Genomic DNA, 2,449 nt, shown 5'->3' with positions numbered 1-2,449 from the left:
ATTTTATTCAGCAACTACTTCGAACGGGATTTCTACAGAAACTTCCTTGTGAAGTTTAACGATAGCTTTGTAAGAACCAATCTCTTTCACTGCATCTTTCACAACGATAATCTTTCTGTCAACCTTATGACCCAATTTTTCCAATTCTTCAGCAATTTGAATGTTGCTAACAGAGCCGAAGATAGTACCTGTGGCACTCACTTTAGTAGCAATAGTCAAGGTTACATCCTTCAACTGTTCTGCCATAGCTTCAGCATCTTTCTTAATCTTTTCCAATTTGTGAGCGCGTTGTTTCAGCTCTTCTGCCAACATTTTCTTAGCTGAAGGTGAAGCAATCACTGCCTTACCAGTCGGAATAAGATAGTTACGACCGTAACCAGACTTCACAGTTACAATATCATTTTTGTAGCCTAAGTTCACTACGTCTTCTTTCAAAATTATTTCCATACTTATTCCTCCTTATTATTTCATCATGTCAGTTACAAATGGAAGTAACGCCAAGTGACGTGCTCTTTTAACAGCCTGCGCGATACGACGTTGGAACTTCAGAGAAGTACCTGTAATACGACGCGGAAGGATCTTACCCTGTTCGTTCAAGAATTTCTTCAAGAATTCAGGATCTTTGTAATCAATGTACTTAATACCACTCTTTTTGAAACGGCAGTATTTTTTCTTCTTAACGTCTACTGAGGGCGGAGTTAAATATCTGATTTCTGATTGTTGCTGTGCCATGATTAATCCTCCTTTTTAGTTGATTTAACATTTCTTCTCTTAGCAGCATATTCAGCAGCGTATTTATCCATCTTAAAAGTTAAGAAACGGATAACACGTTCGTCACGACGGAAGTTAATTTCCAATTTTTTAATAACCTGCGGTTCTGCTTTGAACTCTATCAACTGATAGAAACCAGTTGACTTTTTTTGGATGGGGTAAGCCAGCTTTTTCAAGCCCCAGTTTTCCTCATTGATAATCTCTGCACCTTCTGCAGTCAGAATACCTTTGAATTTCTCTACCGCTTCCTTCATCTGAACGTCAGATAAAACGGGAGTTAAAATGAAAACGGTTTCGTATTGATTCATACTACGTTTATTAAATTATTAAATTAAATTTCAAATGCGAGTGCAAAAGTAGATATTTTATCTTAATCTACAAAGAGTTATCACAATTTTCTTCAAAAAATATAGTTTCATTTTACAATTAATCTTCCTTTTTATATTTTTTATCTGTAAAAGATAAGTTATATCCGCCAAGAATTGTATATTTGCAAAGTTGTTTAAACAATAATTCCATGATAGAACAATTTAGTTTTGATATCCAATTAATATTTGCCATATTAAATGGCAAAGTATCTGCAGCCATCAACCGGAAACTAAGCCGGAATTTTCGCCAAAATGGTGTAGAAATTACCCCTGAACAGTGGACAGTCCTTCTTTTTCTATGGGAAAAAGATGGTGTCACACAGCAAGAACTATGTAATGCCACTTTTAAAGACAAACCCAGCATGACCCGCTTAATAGACAATATGGAACGCCAGCATCTGGTGGTACGCATCGCCGACAAAAGAGATCGACGCACCAATTTAATTCATTTGACCAAAACCGGCAGAGAATTAGAAGGTAAAGCACGTTTCATCGCAAACAAGACATTGAAAGAAGCACTACAAGGATTAACATTGGAAGAACTGAAAGTCAGCCAAGATGTATTAAGAAAGGTATTCACCAACATCAAAGACTAAAGTTTTTCAAGGTTTTCATCTTTTTTTCCTAAAATAATTTCCATGATAAGAGAATTATGCTTTAATTTGTACACAAGAATAAATATAATCTATTAATAAAATACACACATGAAAAGCTTACTTAAGAATTTAGGTCTGATACTGATGATCATCGGCGCCGCTATTTTAGTCGGTGTTTTCTTCACCGGAAGTGCAGCAATTAACGACAACGGTGTTTTAGGTGGAAGTGCCGCCCTTATCGTTATAGGTTTAATCGTTTATATTGTATTAAACAAACGCATTGTTGATTAAAGTATAAGAGAACAAAAATAAAAAAGTCCGGGTAGAACTCCGGACTTTTTTATTTTATCGACTTTACTCACTTTATTCCAGATTGCCGAAAAGAAAAGTCCTTTTCTTCTAATCTTTATATATGTAATGCCTGTTAGATTATATATCTTTCAACTGTAACATTAGTAATCTTTCAACCGACACAAACATAAACAGTCATAATACTAACTCTTTCTGACTACGGATCATACTCCCCTGTCTTGCTTACGGATTTTTTACAGCTGAAGCTTTCCAGCTACGAATTCTTCACCTTAATCATCTGACAATAAGCTATTTATAAAGACATGAAGTTTTTAACGGAAATATAACATGAATTTTACAACCTACTTTAAACAATAATTTCTACACAAAAAATCAGCTCGTTCTCAAGAACGAGCTGATTTT

5 protein-coding genes are annotated in these 2,449 nt (G+C 35.0%); 2 read left to right on the top strand and 3 right to left on the bottom strand.

The window, feature by feature from the left end; all coding sequences use genetic code 11:
* Window positions 1-3: 3 nt before the first annotated feature.
* From rplI to rpsF, 3 genes are read right to left on the bottom strand one after another with little or no spacing between them, the layout of a single operon-like run.
* Window positions 4-447 (bottom strand): 50S ribosomal protein L9, encoded by a 444-nt coding sequence (gene rplI / locus AB5935_RS00840; protein WP_007831845.1) that lies wholly within the window; start codon window positions 445-447, stop codon window positions 4-6.
* 15 nt (window positions 448-462) lie between these two features.
* On the bottom strand, window positions 463-732 hold the full coding sequence (gene rpsR / locus AB5935_RS00835; protein ID WP_005841178.1) for a 30S ribosomal protein S18: 270 nt from the start codon (window positions 730-732) through the stop codon (window positions 463-465).
* Between the two features lie 2 nt (window positions 733-734).
* Window positions 735-1,079 (bottom strand): 30S ribosomal protein S6, encoded by a 345-nt coding sequence (gene rpsF, locus AB5935_RS00830; RefSeq protein WP_007831842.1) that lies wholly within the window; start codon window positions 1,077-1,079, stop codon window positions 735-737.
* A gap of 209 nt (window positions 1,080-1,288) precedes the next feature.
* Here rpsF and AB5935_RS00825 point away from each other — a divergent pair, with 209 nt between their 5' ends.
* The gene (locus AB5935_RS00825) at window positions 1,289-1,735 is read left to right on the top strand and encodes a MarR family winged helix-turn-helix transcriptional regulator (protein WP_005841174.1); all 447 of its coding nucleotides are present in this window, start codon (window positions 1,289-1,291) and stop codon (window positions 1,733-1,735) included.
* 108 nt (window positions 1,736-1,843) lie between these two features.
* Window positions 1,844-2,026 carry a hypothetical protein gene (locus tag AB5935_RS00820; RefSeq protein ID WP_005851190.1) on the top strand — a complete coding sequence of 61 codons (183 nt, stop codon included), beginning with the start codon at window positions 1,844-1,846 and terminating at the stop codon, window positions 2,024-2,026.
* The last annotated feature ends 423 nt before the right edge of the window (window positions 2,027-2,449 follow it).

It is taken from the genome of Phocaeicola sp. RTP21198st1_B8_RTP21198_201120 (assembly GCF_040929485.1).
Lineage (GTDB): Bacteria > Bacteroidota > Bacteroidia > Bacteroidales > Bacteroidaceae > Phocaeicola > Phocaeicola dorei.
The sequence above is the reverse complement of the archived record's forward strand: the minus strand, read 5'-3'. Positions and strand labels throughout refer to the sequence as shown.

Bases quoted from the DNA above. Each gene is read 5' to 3' on its own strand.
- rplI (WP_007831845.1), bottom strand. From the start codon at position 447: ATGGAAATAATTTTGAAAGAAGACGTAGTGAACTTAGGCTACAAAAAT.
- rpsR (WP_005841178.1), bottom strand. From the start codon at position 732: ATGGCACAGCAACAATCAGAAATCAGATATTTAACTCCGCCCTCAGTA.
- rpsF (WP_007831842.1), bottom strand. From the start codon at position 1,079: ATGAATCAATACGAAACCGTTTTCATTTTAACTCCCGTTTTATCTGAC.
- AB5935_RS00825 (WP_005841174.1), top strand. From the start codon at position 1,289: ATGATAGAACAATTTAGTTTTGATATCCAATTAATATTTGCCATATTA.
- AB5935_RS00820 (WP_005851190.1), top strand. From the start codon at position 1,844: ATGAAAAGCTTACTTAAGAATTTAGGTCTGATACTGATGATCATCGGC.